The following is an 18,428-nucleotide window of genomic DNA, read 5'->3' on the forward strand; positions in this document are numbered from 1 at the left end:
CTAGTTGTTTTTTGAAAACTGAAACAAGGCATAGGCCGCAAAACCGAATGCGGTGGCTACTACAGTCGCGAGTATAAAACTGCCGACGACATACTGTATCAGATGGTCCGAAATCATGTCTATCGACATTTGTTCAAAGTTAAGACTTGTTTGCGACACATAAAAGATTCCGCCCACTTGCAAAGAGCCGTAAATGATAAAGGGAATCATTGGCGGAATGCTCACATTGGAAAACGCAAAGGACAAGACCTTGTTTAGCCTAAAAATTGCGGCGAGAAAAATGGACAGAAAAGATTGCAGTCCCCATAGCGGTGCTATACCGATAAAGGTGCCCAAAGCGATGGAAAGCGCTTTTTTTTCGGCCGAATCATCGCTGCCAAGCAGGTCTTCACGCAGGAATTTTTTAAAGCTTTTTTTTTTAAATTGGCAAAAGAAGTTACGCGGAAAAATATAGATCAACGCGATCAAGACCAATGCGGTATTTAAGAGGCTGATTCGAGCAAAATCCTTGATCGGTCTAAAGTGCGACACCCTTTCCAAGGGGTCGTACAAGACGTTTATCGGTACGTTTTTGACGGGAATTCGCTTCCATGCGGTGCGCACGATGACTTCAATTTCGAATTCAAATTTTCGAGTTACATATCGCGTCGGAATTGCATTTAGGGGGTACATGCGATAGCCCGATTGGGTATCGGTCAGTTGAATACCGGTCTCAAACCAAAACCAAAAATTGGAAAAGGCATTGCCAAAACTGCTTTTCTTGGGTACGCCATCTTGACTCATGTTGCGGCTCCCTATCCAAAGCACCTCCTCTTGAGCCTCGAGGTGTTTCTCCACAAAAACGGGAATGTCCTCGGGAAAGTGTTGTCCGTCTGAATCTATGGTAATCGCATAGCTGTAGCCGAGTTCCAACGCCTTTTTAAATCCCTGCCGCAGCGCATAGCCCTTGCCGCAATTCTCGGAAAAGTGAATCTGACACAGCGCGCTATAGCCCGCCAATATATCCGGGGTGTGATCGGTAGAGCCATCGTTGACCACGATGATTTGGTCGGTAAAGCACAAAACACCTTCCAGTATACGAGAAAGTGTTTTGGGGTTGTTATAAGTGGGAATAATAACGCAGATTCCGCACTCTTGCATGGTCTGTGTGATGCTGGATACCGACTTCATTACTGCTGCTTTATTTAAAAATTTTGCTTGTCCGCTTCGGTGAACACCTTGGACTGCAAGCTGTAATCCTTGATCAGCTCCTGAACGGATTTGGGTTCTTTTTTATACCCGTCGACTATCATTTTTCTATCCTCTTCTATGTTGCTGCTGTACTTGAGTATTCTGGGTGCATGCTCTTGAATCGATAGGCGAATCAATCGCATCTCCACATTTTTAGGTTCTTGAGCGATGCTTTTTTCCAGTATGGTAAGCCCCTCTGTCGCATATTTTTTCTTGTGCAATAAATCGCTGCTGTTTTTTGCTCTAAGCGTTATGGCCGCTCCTCTATAAGCTTCGTGCAAGGCTGAAGCCGAGCCCTGTTCGTCGAACAGATCATAAAAGGCTTGAGCCTTTTCCTTAGAGGAATTGGCAACTTTAAAATGCGCGCGAATCACACCCAAATCGGTGGTGGTGCTGCTAAAAGCAAAGGTAAATAGGATCAAAAGGAACTTCATCTTATACAATTTTAAAGGTTGTACTCATTTTCAAGGCAACGGTTTGCTCGTAAGTAGCGGTGGTTTTAACCTTGTATTGCGCTTGGTCTACATCGGTAGCCAGGTTTATTTCGAGTCGTAAATCACTGTGAATTTCCGGATTGATTAAGGCCATAAATTTGACGTTGCTCACCACGCTCATAAACAGTTTTTGACCGGTAAAATCTTCGGATAGTTCTTTGATGATTTGCATCATACAAACTCCGGGAGTTACGGGATTATTGGGAAAATGTCCCTTAAAAATATCGTGAGTTTTGTTGAGTTTAATCCAGACTATATAGTTTTTATCGTCCTTTTTCTCCAAACTTTCAACGGAATAAAAATCTTTTAACAACATCGCAAATTAAACTATTACAAATTCTTACTTTTTTACAAATATACATCCTTTATTCGCATGTAAACAAGCGGTTTTCAAATAAAAACGGGAGGTGCTTTGCCTACTAACACCACCCGATGAACCGCTGCTAAGCGCGCTATTTAAACTTGTAAAACAAGCCTACTTGAAACACGTTGTTGGTAATGTATTCGTGGTTGTCGTCAAAGTCGACGAAGTAATCGTTAAAAGGGTCGATCATACCCACTTTCAAGCGCGCTTCAATGCCTAAGGACTCGGTAAGTTTATATCCGACCCCGAGATTTAAGGTCAAATCCACTTCGTTGGTGATGTATTCCGGCGCCTGGACCATAACATCCAATCCGGGTCCTACTTGTAAGTTAAAATTCTTGATGTGGAATTTATTGATGATGCTTACCCCCATATACTGATAAGCCAAATTGCCTGTCATTCGCTGGCCATACTCCTGCTCACGACCTACGGGGGGAATCCAGTCGTAATTGCGATAGTGAATATCGTTCGCCCCTTGTCTCGAGTAGTTTAACTCGGGTTGCAGGGTGTAGAAGGGAGCGAGTTTTACAGCTCCAACCAGGCCTACATAAAAATCTGTTCGGGTATTGCTATCTACGTGGCTTAAGCTGCTAAAGTTGGCACCGGCTCGAATACCGGGACTAAAACCAACCTGTGCCTTGGCCTGAAAAAAGCCTAATAGGCAAAATAAAAGTAGCGTTTTTTTCATTGTTGTTGTTTTAAACGGTTAATACAATTTTAAGATCGATTTGGTGGTGAATAATTTCAATTGTTCGCAATTGACCTTGCGCAGCTGTCGTAAAACTCACATCGACTTTGGACTTGTATTTGCTGTAGAGAACGATCTTCTCCAACTGGCCGTTTTCTTTGTTCACGCGGAAGAACTTGCGATCTTCACTTGACTCATATCCCCAGCTTTCGCCTAAATCCAATCGCTTGTCGACCGGATTATCAATTCGAACTAAAGCGGCAAAGTCCCGCTGTAAAACACGCAGGATTATCTTTTTGTTCAAATCGTCCATCACGTAATTGGCTTGGAAAGAATCCGGGCCCAGGGTAAAGTCAAAAAGAGTATTTCCAAAATCGGAGGTAAAAACCATTCGATGCGTAGCCACACCGATGCGCTTGGCTACAAACAAACCCGTTAATTGCTTGCCATAGACCTCTATACGCGCCCGATAGAGCGTTTCTTGCTGATAGTCCGAGAAATAATTATTAACCACCGTGTCTTGTACCACCGTCGCATTCTTGCCCTCTATGTGAAAGGGCTTGCACGAGTTTAGGCTCAGAAGCAGTGAAAGGCTAATTATTAAATATCGTATCATCTAGAGCGGTATTGGTCTTTTTGTTTTTAAAAATTATCCGGGTATAATCATCGGAAGGCTCGATGAGCTTTACTTCACTTACCGTACTTTGATCGCTACTAAAATATAAAACAATTTCTTTTATATACTTATTTACTTCTTTTAATTTCGGTTTTAATTTGGCAATATCCTGATTTTTATCTTTGAAATAAGTGATGACAAAAGCCGATTCGTCAAACATATTCCCGCTCACACTGCCCATGATAAGCGCATTGATTTTTTCAAACTTCTTGTTGTTGCCCAAATCGATTTTATTCTTTTTTCCCTGGTCGTTGACATAGACTTTATTGTCTTTAAAAACGATGCTGTACACAAACGGCTTGTCGTATTGCCACAACAGCTTACCTGGGGTTTTCAAAGACATCTTTCCTTCGGATACGATTTCCTTATCCAAAAAGCTCATGTGTTTGTACTGTACAAAATCCGTGGTTAAGGTTTTGATTTTTTTAGCTTCCGCTACGGTTGTTTCCTTAAACACTTTTATTTCAGCCGCGTTCATACTGCGCTGTTGGGCGCGTATGCTTTGGCTAAAGATCAGCAGTAATACTAATAATACTCGTATTTTCATAATCAATAATATTTTTAGTCCGTTAGTGTGGCCGGAAATCACCCCCTTTGTTGGGGTTCTTTCGCTGCCGCGTTGGCATAGCCCTCCAATTCAAACAAATCGGCTACCGAAACGCTTTGGTAGGCATTCTCCTGAAGAAATAACAACAATTGTTCCACGATTCGAACGGTTCTAAGCGAAGTGTCGTGAAAAAGCAACACACTACCGGGTTTTATTTTGGAAATAACTTTTTTTAGAATCTTTTGTTCGTCGGTTATTACGGTATCCAAAGATCGGATGTTCCATCCGATTACCTCGTGCGTCGTCTTTTGGAGCGCTCGAGCAATATGGGGGTTACTCACCCCAAATGGCGGGCGAAATAACCGCGGTTTAACACCGATGATCGCGTGTATAACCCGATCGGTTTTGCGAATTTCATCGGCGATTTTGTCTGCCGATAAAAAGCCGGTATTCCTACTGTGTGTATAGGTGTGATTGCCGATGAGATGTCCTTGCTCGTGTATTTTCCGCACCAAATCCGGATGTTTTTCCGCCTCTTTGCCAATGCAGAAAAAGGTCGCTTGTACGCGATGCTGCTGTAGCAAGTCCAAAATCGCTTGGGTATGCACGCTGGGCCCATCGTCAAAAGTCAGGGCGATGCGCTTGTGCTTTTCGCGTGGATTTCGATAGTAAACCGGCAAAAAATAACCGAGTCTCAGATCAAAAGCGCCCCAGGCGAGCAGGCCTAAAAACAAGCCCGTCCACCAACAAAGTCCCCACCAGCTCGTTTGCAAGAAGACAGCGCCGAGGACAATTCCCAGCAAGCCGCTCAAATAAACCGTAAGGACATAGCGGTGTTTTAGCATTGTGTCAACAAGATTAAGCTGTGGTCTTCTCCTCTCAATTGATTGTACACCAATACGTTTTTAATCGCGGTAGTGGTTTGCTCCCCCTTTAAAACCGAGGCGGGAATCGCCTGATTTTTGAGCAGGCTACTAGCGACTACGACGCCAAAAGCCGAAGCGGTATCGTATTCTCCAATCAGGTGTTTGTAATGTACTTGAGCTGCCGCCGGACAGGTTTCGACGATTTGATCAAAATAAATTTGATGGCTGTTTACGCTGTTTTCTCCAAGAACCACCACATCAATATCAGCGGAAAGCATCTTGTTCTGCGCCAAAAATTGTTCAACAGCACCCCCAATATCCTCAACCGCTATGCGATGTTGTATGGATACATCTACTAATTCGGCATAAGAGGCGGTTGTTTTTTCGTTTTGCAGACACAAGAAAGTTGCGCCTTCTCCTATATTAACCCCTTCTTTAAACGGTTTATCAAAGTCTTTATTGACCATTTCCGTCAGTTGCAGCAGGCTTAAAGTATAGTCCGATATCTCTTCGATTCCCCCTACCAGAGCATTATTCAGTTCTTGGGTCTGAACTTGCAGTAAGGCATCAAGCAAAGCCGATTCAAAGGAAACTGCGGCATGTACGTAGGTAAAGTTGTAACCTTTACACTGCAAACGCAATGCAATTTGAGCGCCTACGGTATTGTGTGTAGACTGTATAAACGAGGTTGGGGTGAGGTATTGTTCGTCGTTTTCGAGTATGCTCTTTAAAAACTTCTCGGAATCTTCCAAACACCCCATACCCGTACCGGTAATTATGGCCTCTGGCTGGGCTAATTGTGCCTGATCCAGGGCTTTTTGTGAGGCATAAATGCCCATTTTAACGCCTTTGGCCATTCTTCGCAGCATAGCTGGGGCGATTAGCTCCTTATAGGAGGGCTGTTGCGCATACGTAATCGCTTGATCAATTGGAACATAGGAAGCCAAATCCAATGCTCGAAGTGGATCTTGAATGGATACGCTTCCCACTCCATTGATATATACCTGTTTCATCTGTTGCTCTTCTTTTTTCATGGTGAATTAAAACAATCAACACCGACTTGTATGTTTCTTAATAGCCGGTGTTGCCACCTTTGTTCGCAAAAACCAAGGTGGAACAATTGCCTCCAAATCCAAAGGAATTGGACAATACGCAGTCGATTTTCTTGTGTTGCAAACGCGTTTGTGGGATCAAATTAAACTCTTCCATGGGCGTGACAAAATTCAAATTCGGATACACCACTTGGTTTTGCAGGGACAGCAGGCTATAAACCGCTTCGATTCCACCTGCTGCAGCCAAGGTATGCCCGGTAAAGGGTTTGGTCGAACTCATATCGGGCACCTTCCCATCAAAAAGGCGAAGCAAAGCCCTTCCTTCCGACAGGTCATTATTGCCCGTTGCCGTTCCATGCGCGTTGATATAATCGATTTGTTCGGGTGCGATTCCGGCGAGTTTCAAGGCTTTGTGCATGGCCAAAAAGGCTCCTTCGCCCTGTTCGGACGAGGCAGTTTGATGAAAGGCATCGTTGGCATTGCCATAACCGACCACATAGCCCAAAACGGTTTTGTTGTCGCGGGCCACCATCTCTTCGGATTCCAGCACCAAATAGGCTGCGGCTTCGCCCAGATTGAGGCCTTTTCTATGTTGATCAAAGGGCGCGTTATACGCATCCGACAGGATCATCAAGGTTTTAAAGCCGTTAATCGTAAACTTCGACAAGGCATCGGCACCACCGACCACTACGCGGTCTAACTTGCCCGACTTAATCAGTCTACAGCCCATCATCACGGCGTTTGCAGCAGAGGAGCAGGCGGTGCTAATGGTGGTCACCAGTCCGTCTATACCCAAATAATCGGCTATCTTCTTACTGCTATCGCCTCCGTTATGGCTGTGGATGTATTTCTGGGTTTCGGGCCGGGTAAAATAGTCGTAGAAATACTTTTCCGTAAAGTCCATTCCCCCTACACTGGTAGCCGAAATCAGACCGGTTTTACCCGCATTGATATCGCTAATACCAGCGCTTTCCACGGCGCATTTGGCGGCATAAGCCCCCAACAAAGCCGTACGGGTAAAACTGTTATCCGCAGGCAGCGCCAAGCGGTCGATCAACTCTTGGTTGCTCCACTTGACCTCGCCTACATAGATATCCGATTGATGCACCGTTTCCAACTGCGTCAATCGGCTCAATCCATGCTGACCTTGTAGCAGCGAATCGAAATTTTCTGCCACGGTTGTACCAATGGCGGAAATAATTCCCATTCCCGTAACTGCGACTTGATACTGCTTCATTATTTTGTTCTGTTTGCCTGTATGTATTGCGCCATGGTTGCTATCGATTGAAAAATCGTTTTCCCCTCTTTGGGATCGCTCAATTTAATGCCGTAATCCTTATCCATCAAAACGATCAATTCCAAAGCATCGATCGAGTCTAAACCAAGTCCATCGCCAAATAAAGGGTCGTTATCCTGAATATCGGCTACGGCTATGTCTTCTAAGTTTAAAACCTCTACAATCTTGTTTTTCAATTCTGCTTTTAAGTTTTCCATTTTTTTTAATTTATGATTTTTTGTATTTCTGTTATATGGTGTTCTCTCGTTCCTCGGTGTTCTACCAGGTAAAACACCAATTTGTATGTTTCTTGATAATATTCCACCCAACCGCAGAGTACCTTTTGGGCCTTTTGCGTTTGCAGCAGGTAGTTGGCGTAAGTGTGCATGAGCGCTACCGGATAATCGGGCGCAATAAAAAAAGCGTTTTCCGACTGCAAGCGGTGCTTGATGCTGATTTCGCCCAGGCAGATATTTGCCAAGGTATAGACAAATACGGCCGGACTGGGGTAAAAGGCTAGTGGCGAAGCAATGCTCTCTTGGTGTCTGATATCGGTGTCCAAGCTCGACGACTTGTTGGCCAAAATCACGGCGATATCCCCTTGCTGATCGCCCTCGTTAAGCAGGCATTCCGCGCCTAGAATCGCCAATTTACTCAGCGCATCCATCTTAAAAAATTTGGGATAAGCCAGGGAAAAATGCTGGTAGGCCCCTTTGGCAAATGCGGCAAAAGAAGCGGCTTCGCTCAATTGGTAAACCTCTTGCCCGTCCACGCTGATCCGTTCGGCTTCTATGGTGGCATAATGGGATATATACACGTTTTCTTTCACTTTAATACGCTTTTTCTAATACGATAGCCGAATTGGTTCCGCCAAAGCCGGAAGCCGTTTTCAGCACGCGGTTAATCGGTTGTTGTACGGCCTGAGTAGCGATGTTTAAAGCTACTGAAGTGCCGATTTCTTCAAATCCCTTACAGCATAGCTGTCTGCTGCGGTGCATGGCTTCCATCGCCACAACCACTTCCAGCAAGCCAGAAGCGCCAAGTGTATGACCGTAATAACCCTTTAGGCTGTGTAGGGGAATGTGTTGCATGCCCAATCGGTTGAAGGCTATCGCTTCCATTTCGTCGTTAAACAAGGTTGCTGTGCCGTGCGCAGAGATCATGTCGATTGCTGTGCCGGCGCATTGTGCTTCTGCCAGGGCTCTTTCAATACTTTGGTAGAGGCCTTCTCCGGTTCTGGAGGGCCCCGATATGTGATTGGCATCGCCTATGGAGGCGTCGCCGAGTATTTGTATCGCGTGTGCAGCGGGCTCGGTAGCGATGTATACCGCCGCCGCGGCTTCGCCCAGGCTCACGCCCGATCGGTCTTTGTCGTAGGGCTTGCACGGCGTGGCGCTGATCGCTTGAAAGGAGGCAAAACCCGAAACCACAAACTCCGAAATCTCATCTGCTGCCACGACATAGGCCGATGCGAACAGCTCCATTTGAAGGAGTCGCTTGGCTACAGACAAGGCCATTACCCCCGATACACAGGCATTGCAAACAATTATAGGCTGGGTTTTAAACCCGTAGCGCTCCCCGATTTTTGCGGCCAATAGGTTTAAATCGGCCTGCGTCGGATCGGCGGTTTTTAAAAAGCCGATATTCCCCTTGGTCGTCGAAATTATCAAGGCAGTATCGCTGCCGACACCGTTGGTTCGAACCAGGGGATCCAAGGCCAAAAACAGCATTTTCTCCAAGCGGCTGTCGTCCGCTTTGGATTGATTCCAAGCCCGATGTGCCCAATTCAATTGGTCGTCGTCTATACGAGCGGCGTAAAACTGCTCGATGCTGCCCAATTGGGGCACTCGAGCAATTCCCGTTTTCCCCTCTTGTATCGCGGTCCAATTGGCTTCCAGGCCAAAGCCCAGAGGAGAGATACAATTCGCTTGATTGATATAAACCTTCTTCATATTACAACAGCCCTATTTCTTTTTTCCACGCTTCAAAAAACGCGGGAATATTCAACGATAGGTTGCCCTCCTGATCGAGGAAAACCTGTGTGGTTTCACCGGTACAGACCACTTTATCATCCGCGTTAAACAGGCGGTATCTAAAGATCATTTTTGCCGCTGGTGTATCGACAAAACGGGTTTCTACACGTACGGTATCGCCGTATTTAAGCGGCAATTTATGTTCGCAAACCGACTTGACAATCGGGGTGCTGTATCCGTTTCTCATCACGTCCAAATAGGCTATTTGGTGTGCGCGTCCGAAGGCTTCTCTGCCGTCTTCAAAATAGCTGATGTAGTTGCCGTGCCAAACGATGCCCAAGGCATCGGTTTCGTTAAAGCGCACGCGTATCTCGCTAGTCACCGTTAACTCGGGTATTTCTCTATACAGCTCTTTTCCTTTTATCATATAAAATTGCTATAATAACCATGAATACAAAAAATAAAAACAACAGGGCAATTTCCGGCGCGATATCCAGCAGGGAGCCGTTGCGCAATACGATGTCGTAGTAACCGCTCAGCGCCCAATTCATAGGCGACAATTTCGATACGTACTGCATCAGTTCGGGCATGGCAAAAACCGGAATCCACACCCCGCCTACCGCAGCCAAAATAACGACAAACGTAGCGCCAAAAGGCGAAGATTGCTCTTGTGTTTTGGCCAGTGTTCCCAGTATGATACCGAGTCCAATGGCGGCCAATCCCGCAAAAAGCGTCATGATGCTCAGCAATATAAAATACCCCTGTACCTCAAATTGCGGCAGGCCCAACTGCGGAAATACAAACCGACCTACCAGGACGATTAAGTAAAATTGCAACAGGCAAATCAGCAGGTAAGTAATGGTTTTGCCCGCGAGCAATACATAGGTCGGTGTCGGATTGCAAAGCAAGCGCACTTGAGTGCCCAAGGTTTTTTCCTTAACCATATTGATCGACAGCGGAACCATGATAAAGAAAATGGCAAACAGGCTCCAAGCGGGTACATTGTGCTGTACCGAATTGGGCTTGATCGGTTGCTGCTCCAAGAGCGGCGACATCTCCTTAAATTGAATAAAATCCTTGACACTGCCTACCAAGGGCGCGGTACCCTCGCCTAGGCTCTGTTGAAACGCCGCGTAAATCAGTTGGTTTTCCGTTTGTGCAATCATTCGGTCGATGGCGTTTTTAATGCCTTCTTTAAACGAATTTTGCGTGGCGGGATCGAAATACAAATGGATTTCCTTATCGGTAACTATTCTATCGATATCGACATTCGCCGTAGCCATGCTAAATTCCTCCAGTATTTTTTCTACGTTTTGATCGATCTTGACCTTTAAGTCTGCCGACAACTGCGCAGGCAGTACCAAAGCCATCTGATAGGTTCCCTTATTCACGGCTTTCTTGGCCGTTTCTTCGGTAATGGCTTGGCCGTCGATTTGATCGATCCACTCAAAAGTACCCGAGGCATTGATTTGTTTTTTTATCGTATCGGCAATGCTTCCCCCGTCGTTATCGACCAAAATAATCGGCAGTTTACGATCGGATATCGCCTGATATGAGCTGTTTTGAATTAGGGTTACCGTGACCACAAGAATTACGGGCATCACAAACAGGATAATCAGCCCGCCAAAATCTCTTTTTAGCAGCAGCAATTCCTTTTTTATAGACATTCCCAATTTATACCACATCGCGCAAGGTTTTTCCGGTTACTGAAAGGAAGACATCTTCCAAGTTTTTTGCGCCAGCGGTTTGAGCGATCAATTCGTTGGGTGTGCCTTGTACAAAGAGCTGTCCCTGATCGATAATGCCAATTTTAGTACAAAACTCCTGTGCTTCGACCAAGTGGTGCGACGTATAAATAATGGTGGTTCCCAGGGCGTTGAGCTGCTGTAAAAACTGGATAATAGCCGTTTTTGACTGCACGTCTACCCCAACGGTAGGTTCGTCCAAAAACAATAATTTGGGTTGGTGTAACACTCCGGCAATCAGATTGACTCGGCGCTTCATACCACCGGAAAAGGTTTCTACTCTTTTATCGGCAAAGGCCGTTAGTCCCAAGACTTCGAGACTGTGGGTTACGCGTTCTTTGAGTATTTTTCCCTTTAGGCCGTACATACTGCCAAAATACATGAGGTTTTCCCGTGCTGTTAGCGTGGGATACAGGGCGTATTCCTGAGGTACTACGCCGATATTGCTCTTGATAGCACGCGGCTGTTGGCCGTAATTCCATCCCATGAGCGTCATGCTGCCCGAGGTCGGACTCAACAGACCGCAGAGCATGGCAATCAGGCTAGTTTTTCCCGCGCCATTAGGTCCTAACAAACCGTAAATCTCGCCTTGATCGATTGCGAGGTTTAGGTTGTGGATGGCAAAGGTTGTTGCTTCCTTGTATTGTTTATACAGTTTTTCAATATGTATGATAGGAGGACTACTCACTTATACGGCTTTTTTTAATTTTTTAAAAAATTGTTCTTCCAGATTGGCTAAATCCAATACCAAATTCGACAGCAACTGATAAACATCTTCTTGGTTGCTGCGCTTTTTATACACCCGGGCGGCTTCTACAGCAAAATCGCGCCATAGGTCGCCGATATGGGTCATCTCCAGGGCGAGTTCCCGCAATTGCGGATTGTTTAAAACCACCGAGGCTTCTTGTAAAAAAGCGGCGTATATAAATCGGAAACCACCACCTCCGGTACCGATTTCCTCTTGCATACGCACCATTTGCGCCAGGTAGTGATTCGCTTTTCTCACGCCTTGTTTCTGCGGCCATTTTAAAATGCTCTTAGCCACCATACGCATACCGCGAACGCCCACTATAGGAACGGGAGCCAGCATGTCGTTGCAGGTTTTTTTAATCGCTTTTTTAATGGCGCGTTCCCAATCGATTTGTTCCGGTATGTAAACCGGATAATATATCTGTCCCTTGGGGGCAAAAGCCCCCTTGGCAAAACGCACGCGTTCCAAATCTTTTTCCGTCAATCGAGTCACCTCTTCCATCACGGGGTCGCTAACCAAAAACTCCTGGTCTATCTTGCCGTATACCACCAAATTATGTGCGTTAAAATGGAATTTATACTCGTCGGGAAAATAGGTCAAATGATACACCCCTACTTGCAATCCCGAGGGAATATCGTCTTGTAAATTCTGTTCCAATACGCTTTGGGCTTTCGCCTTATCGTAAAACTTAATTCGCTTAACCTTGATTCCCAATCGCTTGGCCACCCGGTTAAAGATAAGCCCCGGCAAGGGTCTATAGCTAATGGCGGGTGCATGATTGACTTTTATAAAGGGTAAATACACGAAGAAAAGCCCCGAACCCAAGCCAAATACCATGGGTTCACTAATCTCGATTCCTTTGTTTTTGAGCAAATTAGAGGCTACTCCATTTTCACAATGTGCCGACTGATGATGCGTGAATTCTAGTTGCATTAATCTTCTCCCTTATAATTTTTTAACTCCTCCACCTCGATGTCGAATATATCGGCATAGCGCTGAAGGATTTTTTGATTTAATTTTTTAAAAACCGCTGGTTTCGCATGGCGTTTCACCCGCCATACCCACATATTCACATAGGCGGCAAGGGTGCTCCAATCCATGCGGTGCAATTCCATATAATAGACAATCGGGCTGACCAATTGATTTCTAACATCGCTTTTTGACTGCTCAATGCGCTCTTGTAAAAGCTGCAGTGTTTCGTGCTGAACGATGCTTTTGGGCTCCCAACCGCTACTCAATTCGGTGGTGTAATTCCCTTGATCATCTACGGCATAACAAAGCTCTTTAACTTGAACTTTTTCCAAACTACTCTTATCTTGAGGAACTTCCGATTTTTTCATATCTCGCTCTTTATTTTTTGTGACAGCCCACCGATTGGTATCTACTGATCGACACTTGCGCTATCCATCGCAGGGTATGCGAATGCTATTGATTTTTTTGCAATAATAAATTGATTTCCGCATCCAATAACTTCACCTGATCCAAGTAGGTCACGACCTGCATGGTACAAATAGAATAGGTTGCTGCATTGAATTTAGAGGCCAATACCGCCTTGGTTTCTATGGTGTTTCCTACTCTTGGCAGGCCGTATATCTGCAGGTTTTTAATCGAACTGATAAACCCCAATATATTCGCGCCTTTGATTTCCTGTTGGTTTTCGTCGAAAAAATAGGATTGCCCTACTATAGCCGAACAGGTTTGGGCGGCATTTTCAATTAGACCTGCTTCTACAAAGGCGCCGTTATCCAAAAAAACCGTGTCGGGTTCTATGTAAAAGCTGGTCTTTACCCGCTCGTTGGTAATCTCCGAAATAATATCGACCATCAACATCGGTTTGCAATGCGGCAGATAATTTTTGATTTCAATCTTTTTTTGATTTCCCAAAGCTTTCATACTATTGTGCTACAACTGTTTTCATCTGCCCTTTGGCCAAAACCTCCCCGTTGAGGGTGGTTTCTACTTCTACTAGAGTAACTCCCATAAACTCTTGTAAGATATGGGCGGTACTGACAATTTTATCGGATACGCGAGGCAAGCGATAAATAACAATCTCCTTAATCGATCCGATATATCCCACCGGAGCGACCAAGCCTTTGCAAAAGAAATCGTAACCCGTGTGCAATGCCACGGTCTGTGCCATGTGTTCTATAAGACCCGCTTCTTGCAATACGCCTGCGTCGGCCAATATATTGTTTCCCATAACGGTTAATCCGGCCACGACCTGTGTTTGCCCAAAAGACCACAACGTATCGACCATAACAATCGGGTCGCGTTGCGGAATGAGTTGTGCAATTTGCTCGCGGTCCACTATAGGTAAATTCACATCCATATCTAACACACTTTTAAATAGGCATAGGCATAGGAAAAACGTCCGCTTTCCGGAACGGAAAGCAAAATGCGATCGCCGGACTTCAATTGTCCCGAATTCATCAGCTCTTCTAACATCAGATAGATCGAAGCCGAACCGACGTTTCCAACCTTATGCAGGTTCATAAACCATTTGTCTTTTGCTATTTCCAAACCGGCTTCTGCAAACTTTTGATAGAGTCCATCTACAAAGTAATGCGAAGACACATGGGGAAGGAAATAATCGATATCGTCGGGTGTTAAACCGTGTTTCTCCATGGCTGCTGCCATGCTTTCCACCCCTTTTATCAAAATGTTTTCGTTGAGTACCTTGACGTCTTGCTTTAAGGCAAAGACCGACTGGTTTAGCCATTCGTCTGCGGGATAATCGCTCCACGGCTTGATGCTGCCGTCGTCCAATTTATCGCCACCGGCATACATACAGGCTTCTAGCTCATGGGCGAAGGAATAGGATTCCATCCACTCAATGCGCAGCGAAATGGGGCCTTTGGCCTGGTCTTCCAACAGAAAAGCCGCAGCACCATCCGACAACATCCACCTTAAAAAGTCTTTTTTAAAGGCGATGATCGGCTGCTGCTCCAGCTCTTTGAGGTTTTCGATTTCCTTGGTAAATCGGTCGGCGATCATCCAGCTGGAAACCCGTTCCGAACCCGTACACACGGCGTTTTTAGCACTCTTTGACTTAACCGCCAAATAGCCGTATTTCAGCGCATTCATACCCGAACAACACACGCCCGAGGAAGAATTTAATTCCAACGGGCGGTTTTTTAACAAACCGTGTACCATGGCCGCATGTGAGGGCAACAGGTGATCGGGAGTCGAGGTACCGCAAGACAGTACTTCCATGTCGTTGGCAGAAAAATGGGCATCGAACAACTGCTGCACGGCCAAATAAGTCAACTCAGCATTGCTGTGTGTAAATTGCCCTTGGGCGTCTATCGCATAATAGCGGTTTTTAATTCCGTTATTGCGCAAGACAATTCGCCTCGCCTTGGATTCCGTATCGTTAATCTTGCCGAGTACCGCTTCCATCTCCTCGTTGGAAACGGGCGCATTGGGCAAAAACTTCGATATTTTATTGATGTATACTCCTGACATAGTTCCTTACTGTATTCCTTTATAATATTGTTCTTCCCTCTTTGTCTTTACATAAAAAAGAGGATATAAAATCAAATGAATCAAATGCACGATCGGCGATAACACCCATATAGCGAAAAACAAATAATAGTTAAAAACCCTTAACCATCGCTTTCTCGCTTGGGGGGTTTTAGAAATGATCATCCCCGACCACAAAGTAAACATTTTATTAGCTTTTTTGTCCATAGAAACCAAAAAATGACGGACCTCAACAGCCTTATTTTGAAGCAATTCGTCTTGAAGCCCTATAAAGCTTGACCTCTTGAGGTATTTCAAAATCACTTGTCCAAAGACCGCACTGTTTTGTATTTCGCTGTCCGAAACACCGGGCAAAGGCAGTATGCCGCCCAGGCGTTTTTTAACCCCCGTAAACATCCAATCGACCAAGGTAATCACGCTAATCAGGTTGACCGCCCGATCGACCAAAGCGATGTTTCCCACCAATTGCGCCTGATTTTGTTTGAGTAAAACCTTGACTTTCTCCTGCGCCATAACCCACATATTCCGACTGCCACTAACCGTAACCACAGGCGTATTGCCCAATAGGGTTTTGGCATACGGGCTCTTTAAAAAAGAATTGATAGGAATGGAAGGCGTTAAATACCACACTTGATAACCCAAGATGACCAAGTCGTATTTCTGTTGAAGTATCGGCGCCGATGGCGGCTCTATTTCAGCGGGTAGCTGTTGAAAAGACTCTGGAAAAGCATCGAAAAAAGCCTCTTTTTCCCAGGGGAAATCAAAGGGTTTCTTCATTTTAATTTCCAGATAATCTACTTCTACCTCATTATCTGAACCCAACGGCTTGGTCAATTGCTCGACGATGGACCTCAGCTGTCCAGATTGCGTATAATAAATTACCAGTACTTTTTTCATTGCATTATAATTAACCCTTATACTTCCAGAAATCAAAATAATTAAACCACTGTAAGGGGTATTTCTTCAAAATATCTTCGACACTGTGACAGTACTCTTTTAAGAGTGCTTGAGCATCTCGATGTTTGGCCGTCGCTTGCCTGGCGTATAAGTGATAGTGCAAACGCGGTTCTTTCATCACATAGACAAAGACAACGGGCACTTGAAGCCTGGAGGCGATTAGAAAGGGCCCCGAGGGGAATAGGGCTTTTTTTCCAAGTAGTTCCTCCGACATCACTTTTGAGCCTTCAAAATAACGATCGCCTGTAAAACAAATCAACTCATTGTTGTTTAAGGCATTATTGATTTCAAAAATATGCGACAAATCGTCTTGCACAATTATAAATTTTATCGACGAGCGCTGCGACACGCTGTTTAGATAGGCTTTTATATGGCTGTGTTCCTGATCGGTCGTCACTAAATTAATCGGACTATCAAATTCCAAATCGGCTAAAAAATATTCGGCTATCTCAAAATTTCCCACGTGCGCGCTAATCAAAACTCCTCCTTTTTTTTGGGCGACCAAATCTCTTAAGATGTGGATTCCATCAAAATCATAGGTGAATTTATGGCGTAAACCCGCGGATATCGCCGTTTTATCAATCAGTATTTTTCCAAAGGAAAAATAGCTTTTATACATAGACCAGAACGACTTTATAGCGGAATACCGCAATCGGCTGTTTAAGTAATACCACAAATACCGATTGCTGGTTTTTGAAAATAAAAAATAATATAGCGATACAAAAATTAGAACGGCATAAGCCGTTCTAATTCCCAATTTCTTTATACAAAATACGAATATTTTGTAGCCTAAAAGAGTCCCTTTAGACTTGCCGTCCCATTGACTCATGTTTTTTTAAAGTATTAGTTTGTCAATAACAACTTGTTTTCAATTAGGGCATAAAAATCTTCAAAGGTCACCACGTTTACAAAGTCTACCTCTGTCAGTTTTACCCCGAAATTAGCCTCGATAATAACCACTAAATCGACATAATCCAAGCTGTCCAATTGCAGGGTCGCCTTTAAATTATTTTCCGGAGCGATAATGGTGGAGTCCACTTCAAATTCATCAACTAAAATGGCATTAATTTTCTCTAAAACATCTTGGTTATTCATGGTCTTTCTGTATTTTTCTTATCACTAAGGCGGAATTGGTTCCACCGAATCCAAAAGAATTGGACAAATATATGTCAAATTCTTTATTTAACGTTTCCCTAACTATATTTAGACGGGAAGAATCTTCATCTGGGTTCTCAAAATTGATGTTTGGCGCAATAAAATCGTGCTGCATCATCAAATTGGAATAAATAATTTCACTGGCACCGGCCATCCAACATTCGTGCCCTGTCATCGATTTTGTCGAGCTTACATAGGGCTGTGTATCGCCAAAGACCTCAAAGATAGCCTTGGCTTCATTGGCATCACCTATGGGTGTGGATGTGGCATGGGCATTGATATATGCGATATCGCTGGGTTGCAGTCCGGCCTGTTCTATGGCGCGTTTCATCGCCAAAGCCGGGCCTTCTACGTTGGGACTGGAAATATGGCCGCCATTGGAAGAAAATCCATAGCCCAAGATTTCCGCCACTATGGGAGCGCCCCTTTTTATGGCCGAGCTGTAGCTCTCCACGACCAAGGTTGCTGCACCTCCGCTGGGCACTAGTCCGTCGCGTTTGGCGTCAAAGGGCTTGGAGGCCAAGGTCGGATTTTGCTCATTCGGAGAAAAAACCCCTAAGCCGTCAAAATTCGCCATGCCGTATTTGTTGATTTCCTGGGCACCGCCACAGATAATCATGTCTTGTAAACCCGCGCGGATTAGGGTAAAAGCCAATCCGAGTGAGTGCGACCCACTGGCGCAGGCTGCACTGATGGTCATATTGATGCCCTTTAAGCGGAAAACCGTAGATAAATTCATGGTTACCGTGGAGTTCATCGATTTAAAAATCGCTCCCGATCCGATTAAAGAGGTGTCTTTCTTCGCTCTTACTATATCTGTTGATTCGATGATGGCCTGAGATACGCTGTCGTTTCCGTAGAGTATACCCACCTCATTTTCATCGATGTATTGCTGTGTAATGCCGGCGTTTTCCAAGGCTTCCAAGGTAGCCAAATAGGCGTATTCGGTCTCTTGACCGATACTCAAACGCTGTCTTCTATTCAATAGGGCCTTTAGGTCTGGATTGGGAACCATACCGGTCAATGCCGACTTAAAACCAAATTCCTTGCGTTCTTGATCGAACACTATACCCGATTTCCCCTCGTACAAAGACTGTTTCACTTCTTCTAAGGAAGTTCCCAAACAAGAATAAATTCCCATTCCCGTAATCACTACTCGCTCCTTCATATC

General features: G+C 44.9%; 24 protein-coding genes. All 24 read right to left on the reverse strand.

Features of this window, described 5'->3' with window-relative positions; genetic code table 11:
• Positions 1-1,170 (reverse strand): DUF2062 domain-containing protein, encoded by a 1,170-nt coding sequence (locus ACQZ43_RS03390; RefSeq protein ID WP_430614467.1) that lies wholly within the window; start codon positions 1,168-1,170, stop codon positions 1-3.
• 14 nt (positions 1,171-1,184) lie between these two features.
• Positions 1,185-1,664, reverse strand: a complete 480-nt coding sequence (locus ACQZ43_RS03395) for a hypothetical protein (RefSeq protein ID WP_430614468.1) — start codon at positions 1,662-1,664, stop codon at positions 1,185-1,187.
• A 1-nt stretch (position 1,665) separates the two neighbouring features.
• Positions 1,666-2,040, reverse strand: a complete 375-nt coding sequence (locus ACQZ43_RS03400; protein ID WP_430614469.1) for a 3-hydroxyacyl-ACP dehydratase — start codon at positions 2,038-2,040, stop codon at positions 1,666-1,668.
• Positions 2,041-2,176: 136 nt separating this feature from the next.
• On the reverse strand, positions 2,177-2,776 hold the full coding sequence (locus tag ACQZ43_RS03405; protein ID WP_430614470.1) for an outer membrane beta-barrel protein: 600 nt from the start codon (positions 2,774-2,776) through the stop codon (positions 2,177-2,179).
• A 10-nt stretch (positions 2,777-2,786) separates the two neighbouring features.
• Entirely contained in the window at positions 2,787-3,392 is a 606-nt protein-coding gene (locus ACQZ43_RS03410) for a hypothetical protein (protein ID WP_430614471.1), read from the reverse strand.
• Positions 3,370-3,999 carry an outer membrane lipoprotein carrier protein LolA gene (locus ACQZ43_RS03415; RefSeq protein ID WP_430614472.1) on the reverse strand — a complete coding sequence of 210 codons (630 nt, stop codon included), beginning with the start codon at positions 3,997-3,999 and terminating at the stop codon, positions 3,370-3,372. The genes ACQZ43_RS03410 and ACQZ43_RS03415 overlap by 23 nt, the downstream gene beginning before the upstream one ends.
• Before the next feature lie 38 nt (positions 4,000-4,037).
• Entirely contained in the window at positions 4,038-4,844 is an 807-nt protein-coding gene (locus tag ACQZ43_RS03420) for a polysaccharide deacetylase family protein (protein ID WP_430614473.1), read from the reverse strand.
• Complete coding sequence (locus ACQZ43_RS03425) at positions 4,838-5,878, reverse strand: beta-ketoacyl synthase N-terminal-like domain-containing protein (RefSeq protein ID WP_430614474.1); 1,041 nt, start codon at positions 5,876-5,878, stop codon at positions 4,838-4,840. Before ACQZ43_RS03425 ends, ACQZ43_RS03420 begins: the two co-directional genes overlap by 7 nt.
• A gap of 58 nt (positions 5,879-5,936) precedes the next feature.
• Positions 5,937-7,154 (reverse strand): beta-ketoacyl-[acyl-carrier-protein] synthase family protein, encoded by a 1,218-nt coding sequence (locus ACQZ43_RS03430; protein WP_430614475.1) that lies wholly within the window; start codon positions 7,152-7,154, stop codon positions 5,937-5,939.
• On the reverse strand, positions 7,154-7,411 hold the full coding sequence (locus ACQZ43_RS03435) for a phosphopantetheine-binding protein (protein WP_430614476.1): 258 nt from the start codon (positions 7,409-7,411) through the stop codon (positions 7,154-7,156). The genes ACQZ43_RS03430 and ACQZ43_RS03435 overlap by 1 nt, the downstream gene beginning before the upstream one ends.
• 5 nt (positions 7,412-7,416) lie before the next feature.
• Complete coding sequence (locus ACQZ43_RS03440; RefSeq protein ID WP_430614477.1) at positions 7,417-8,022, reverse strand: 3-oxoacyl-ACP synthase; 606 nt, start codon at positions 8,020-8,022, stop codon at positions 7,417-7,419.
• Between the two features lies 1 nt (position 8,023).
• Positions 8,024-9,145, reverse strand: a complete 1,122-nt coding sequence (locus tag ACQZ43_RS03445) for a beta-ketoacyl-[acyl-carrier-protein] synthase family protein (protein WP_430614478.1) — start codon at positions 9,143-9,145, stop codon at positions 8,024-8,026.
• Position 9,146: 1 nt separating this feature from the next.
• Entirely contained in the window at positions 9,147-9,593 is a 447-nt protein-coding gene (locus tag ACQZ43_RS03450; protein ID WP_430614479.1) for an acyl-CoA thioesterase, read from the reverse strand.
• On the reverse strand, positions 9,568-10,851 hold the full coding sequence (locus ACQZ43_RS03455) for an ABC transporter permease (RefSeq protein ID WP_430614480.1): 1,284 nt from the start codon (positions 10,849-10,851) through the stop codon (positions 9,568-9,570). The genes ACQZ43_RS03450 and ACQZ43_RS03455 overlap by 26 nt, the downstream gene beginning before the upstream one ends.
• Positions 10,841-11,599 (reverse strand): ABC transporter ATP-binding protein, encoded by a 759-nt coding sequence (locus ACQZ43_RS03460; protein ID WP_430614481.1) that lies wholly within the window; start codon positions 11,597-11,599, stop codon positions 10,841-10,843. The genes ACQZ43_RS03455 and ACQZ43_RS03460 overlap by 11 nt, the downstream gene beginning before the upstream one ends.
• Positions 11,600-12,595, reverse strand: a complete 996-nt coding sequence (locus tag ACQZ43_RS03465; RefSeq protein ID WP_430614482.1) for a BtrH N-terminal domain-containing protein — start codon at positions 12,593-12,595, stop codon at positions 11,600-11,602.
• Positions 12,595-13,002, reverse strand: a complete 408-nt coding sequence (locus ACQZ43_RS03470; protein ID WP_430614483.1) for a hypothetical protein — start codon at positions 13,000-13,002, stop codon at positions 12,595-12,597. The genes ACQZ43_RS03465 and ACQZ43_RS03470 overlap by 1 nt, the downstream gene beginning before the upstream one ends.
• Before the next feature lie 85 nt (positions 13,003-13,087).
• Positions 13,088-13,555 carry an ABC transporter permease gene (locus ACQZ43_RS03475; RefSeq protein WP_430614485.1) on the reverse strand — a complete coding sequence of 156 codons (468 nt, stop codon included), beginning with the start codon at positions 13,553-13,555 and terminating at the stop codon, positions 13,088-13,090.
• Position 13,556: 1 nt separating this feature from the next.
• A complete protein-coding gene (locus ACQZ43_RS03480; protein ID WP_430614486.1) occupies positions 13,557-13,991 on the reverse strand; it encodes a hypothetical protein in 435 nt (144 codons plus the stop codon).
• 2 nt (positions 13,992-13,993) lie between these two features.
• Positions 13,994-15,127 (reverse strand): beta-ketoacyl-ACP synthase III, encoded by a 1,134-nt coding sequence (locus tag ACQZ43_RS03485; RefSeq protein ID WP_430614487.1) that lies wholly within the window; start codon positions 15,125-15,127, stop codon positions 13,994-13,996.
• 6 nt (positions 15,128-15,133) lie between these two features.
• The gene (locus ACQZ43_RS03490) at positions 15,134-16,042 is read right to left on the reverse strand and encodes a dialkylrecorsinol condensing enzyme DarA (RefSeq protein ID WP_430614488.1); all 909 of its coding nucleotides are present in this window, start codon (positions 16,040-16,042) and stop codon (positions 15,134-15,136) included.
• A 10-nt stretch (positions 16,043-16,052) separates the two neighbouring features.
• A complete protein-coding gene (locus ACQZ43_RS03495) occupies positions 16,053-16,931 on the reverse strand; it encodes a lipid A biosynthesis acyltransferase (RefSeq protein WP_430614489.1) in 879 nt (292 codons plus the stop codon).
• A 14-nt stretch (positions 16,932-16,945) separates the two neighbouring features.
• Positions 16,946-17,197 carry a phosphopantetheine-binding protein gene (locus tag ACQZ43_RS03500; protein WP_430614490.1) on the reverse strand — a complete coding sequence of 84 codons (252 nt, stop codon included), beginning with the start codon at positions 17,195-17,197 and terminating at the stop codon, positions 16,946-16,948.
• Positions 17,190-18,425, reverse strand: coding sequence for a beta-ketoacyl-[acyl-carrier-protein] synthase family protein (locus ACQZ43_RS03505; RefSeq protein ID WP_430614491.1), 1,236 nt, complete (start codon positions 18,423-18,425; stop codon positions 17,190-17,192). The genes ACQZ43_RS03500 and ACQZ43_RS03505 overlap by 8 nt, the downstream gene beginning before the upstream one ends.
• Between the last annotated feature and the right edge of the window lie 3 nt (positions 18,426-18,428).

Origin of the sequence: Flavobacterium sp. JP2137 (assembly GCF_050562195.1) — a bacterium.
GTDB lineage: Bacteria > Bacteroidota > Bacteroidia > Flavobacteriales > Flavobacteriaceae > Flavobacterium.

What these genes read in the sequence shown, in the direction of transcription:
- ACQZ43_RS03390 (WP_430614467.1), bottom strand. Translation starts at nt 1,170, where the DNA reads ATGAAGTCGGTATCCAGCATCACACAGACCATGCAAGAGTGCGGAATC.
- ACQZ43_RS03395 (WP_430614468.1), bottom strand. Translation starts at nt 1,664, where the DNA reads ATGAAGTTCCTTTTGATCCTATTTACCTTTGCTTTTAGCAGCACCACC.
- ACQZ43_RS03400 (WP_430614469.1), bottom strand. Translation starts at nt 2,040, where the DNA reads ATGTTGTTAAAAGATTTTTATTCCGTTGAAAGTTTGGAGAAAAAGGAC.
- ACQZ43_RS03405 (WP_430614470.1), bottom strand. Translation starts at nt 2,776, where the DNA reads ATGAAAAAAACGCTACTTTTATTTTGCCTATTAGGCTTTTTTCAGGCC.
- ACQZ43_RS03410 (WP_430614471.1), bottom strand. Translation starts at nt 3,392, where the DNA reads ATGATACGATATTTAATAATTAGCCTTTCACTGCTTCTGAGCCTAAAC.
- ACQZ43_RS03415 (WP_430614472.1), bottom strand. Translation starts at nt 3,999, where the DNA reads ATGAAAATACGAGTATTATTAGTATTACTGCTGATCTTTAGCCAAAGC.
- ACQZ43_RS03420 (WP_430614473.1), bottom strand. Translation starts at nt 4,844, where the DNA reads ATGCTAAAACACCGCTATGTCCTTACGGTTTATTTGAGCGGCTTGCTG.
- ACQZ43_RS03425 (WP_430614474.1), bottom strand. Translation starts at nt 5,878, where the DNA reads ATGAAACAGGTATATATCAATGGAGTGGGAAGCGTATCCATTCAAGAT.
- ACQZ43_RS03430 (WP_430614475.1), bottom strand. Translation starts at nt 7,154, where the DNA reads ATGAAGCAGTATCAAGTCGCAGTTACGGGAATGGGAATTATTTCCGCC.
- ACQZ43_RS03435 (WP_430614476.1), bottom strand. Translation starts at nt 7,411, where the DNA reads ATGGAAAACTTAAAAGCAGAATTGAAAAACAAGATTGTAGAGGTTTTA.
- ACQZ43_RS03445 (WP_430614478.1), bottom strand. Translation starts at nt 9,145, where the DNA reads ATGAAGAAGGTTTATATCAATCAAGCGAATTGTATCTCTCCTCTGGGC.
- ACQZ43_RS03450 (WP_430614479.1), bottom strand. Translation starts at nt 9,593, where the DNA reads ATGATAAAAGGAAAAGAGCTGTATAGAGAAATACCCGAGTTAACGGTG.
- ACQZ43_RS03455 (WP_430614480.1), bottom strand. Translation starts at nt 10,851, where the DNA reads ATGTGGTATAAATTGGGAATGTCTATAAAAAAGGAATTGCTGCTGCTA.
- ACQZ43_RS03465 (WP_430614482.1), bottom strand. Translation starts at nt 12,595, where the DNA reads ATGCAACTAGAATTCACGCATCATCAGTCGGCACATTGTGAAAATGGA.
- ACQZ43_RS03470 (WP_430614483.1), bottom strand. Translation starts at nt 13,002, where the DNA reads ATGAAAAAATCGGAAGTTCCTCAAGATAAGAGTAGTTTGGAAAAAGTT.
- ACQZ43_RS03475 (WP_430614485.1), bottom strand. Translation starts at nt 13,555, where the DNA reads ATGAAAGCTTTGGGAAATCAAAAAAAGATTGAAATCAAAAATTATCTG.
- ACQZ43_RS03480 (WP_430614486.1), bottom strand. Translation starts at nt 13,991, where the DNA reads ATGGATGTGAATTTACCTATAGTGGACCGCGAGCAAATTGCACAACTC.
- ACQZ43_RS03485 (WP_430614487.1), bottom strand. Translation starts at nt 15,127, where the DNA reads ATGTCAGGAGTATACATCAATAAAATATCGAAGTTTTTGCCCAATGCG.
- ACQZ43_RS03490 (WP_430614488.1), bottom strand. Translation starts at nt 16,042, where the DNA reads ATGAAAAAAGTACTGGTAATTTATTATACGCAATCTGGACAGCTGAGG.
- ACQZ43_RS03495 (WP_430614489.1), bottom strand. Translation starts at nt 16,931, where the DNA reads ATGAGTCAATGGGACGGCAAGTCTAAAGGGACTCTTTTAGGCTACAAA.
- ACQZ43_RS03500 (WP_430614490.1), bottom strand. Translation starts at nt 17,197, where the DNA reads ATGAATAACCAAGATGTTTTAGAGAAAATTAATGCCATTTTAGTTGAT.
- ACQZ43_RS03505 (WP_430614491.1), bottom strand. Translation starts at nt 18,425, where the DNA reads ATGAAGGAGCGAGTAGTGATTACGGGAATGGGAATTTATTCTTGTTTG.